This window comes from Microseira sp. BLCC-F43, from assembly GCF_041929235.1.
Taxonomy (GTDB): Bacteria; Cyanobacteriota; Cyanobacteriia; order Cyanobacteriales; family Aerosakkonemataceae; genus Microseira.
The window spans coordinates 1-1,271 of the sequence record NZ_JBHFNP010000253.1 but is presented as its reverse complement, the minus strand read 5'-3'; the positions used below and the strand labels follow the sequence as shown (position 1 = coordinate 1,271).

General features: G+C 47.8%; 2 protein-coding genes. One reads left to right on the top strand and one right to left on the bottom strand.

Annotation, left to right across the window (positions count from 1 at the left end):
* The first annotated feature begins 564 nt into the window (after positions 1 to 564).
* Positions 565 to 687 (top strand): hypothetical protein, encoded by a 123-nt coding sequence (locus ACE1CM_RS33965; protein WP_374883295.1) that lies wholly within the window; start codon positions 565 to 567, stop codon positions 685 to 687.
* Between the two features lie 57 nt (positions 688 to 744).
* Here ACE1CM_RS33965 and ACE1CM_RS33960 read toward each other — a convergent pair whose 3' ends face one another.
* On the bottom strand, positions 745 to 1,134 hold the full coding sequence (locus tag ACE1CM_RS33960) for a helix-turn-helix domain-containing protein (protein ID WP_374883294.1): 390 nt from the start codon (positions 1,132 to 1,134) through the stop codon (positions 745 to 747).
* Positions 1,135 to 1,271 lie beyond the last annotated feature (137 nt).

Sequence of the window (1,271 nt, the reverse complement as noted above, 5' to 3'; positions counted from 1 at the left end):
CTAGTATAAAACGCCGTAGTGGGAATCTGACTATAGTTGGAACTATAGATAACAGTACCACGAAGGAAATCTTGCATACCCTTAATCGGGCTTCAAGAAGCCCTCACCATACCTGTTAAGGTTGGTGAGGGAGTATGTCACTTGTTTAACGGCTCGATAGTGAGGCGTATCGTTGTTGCCAAAAGGCTTCGAGGCGAGACAGCGCCTCTAGTGTATATCTTTGCGCTTCATGCAAAATCGACTCCCAAAGGGCGTCAAGGGCACACAAGTTGGGACAGTAACGAATCATAAGCTGCTACGCACCTAATTTGAGAGTCAAATTTTCCCTTCTTCTTGTGGGGTGGGACCTATTGCCCGCCTCTTTATTCGATTTAAATGCGTAGCAGCTGATGATGTCCGCCTAATTACCCTGAATAAAAATCTCGACCCGTCACCGTGTCACCCCCTCAGAGGAGAGCGCTAAATAGATGGGTGATTAACCGGACATAATATCAGAGTGCGACTTGCGGCAATCCATTGTTCCAATTGGCGATCGCTGACAAAGTAACCGCCCATGCCTTCGATATGCACTCAGAGGACCTTGTGCCATTTTTCCCAGTTGAGGATGCGCTCTTGGGGAATTTTCAGGTGTTGGGCGATTTGCCCCAGGGTGATGACGAAGGTTCTGGGATTAATGCTGTGGCGTAATGGTTTCCGGACTTTGGGTTTGCCTCTGCAATCGTTTATTATTGTCAGAGCCAAATCTTATTTAGACATAGATCTTGTGAATCCAACTCTTTGAGCAACCAATTCCAAATGTTTGCAAGTAGCTCTAGTTGGCACATAGAGACCCTTTTCCCAATTGCTGACGGTTTTCTGACCCACGCCGAGTCTTTCTGCAAACTCTGCCTGCGTCAGACCCATATGGCGACGCAGTGCCTTGATTAGTTCGCTATTCCACAACTCGGTGTCACCTACACGCGGAACTTTAACTTTACTAGGAGGTTGGCGAAATATAACGCGCTGCTGCTCAAAATCAACATCTTCAACGCGATATCCAGCTGCCATCCCAGCGGAAGCTTGCCATGCGCCAAGGCGACGATTGCTCCACCATGCCCTTTGGCTGCGTACTGAATTGGGCAAGGTGTCGTTCATAAGACCTCGCGGTATGCGGGAAACTCAGTCACTCTAGTGCTGGTCGGTGTGCGACACGAGTGGTTTTAACCACCGTGGTCTTTGTGTTAAAATTAAATTGTAAGTAGGAATAACTATCTACGTGTTGAAGCATCCTA

Coding starts and splice junctions, on each gene's coding strand:
- ACE1CM_RS33960 (WP_374883294.1), bottom strand. CDS start 1,134: ATGAACGACACCTTGCCCAATTCAGTACGCAGCCAAAGGGCATGGTGG.
- ACE1CM_RS33965 (WP_374883295.1), top strand. CDS start 565: ATGCACTCAGAGGACCTTGTGCCATTTTTCCCAGTTGAGGATGCGCTC.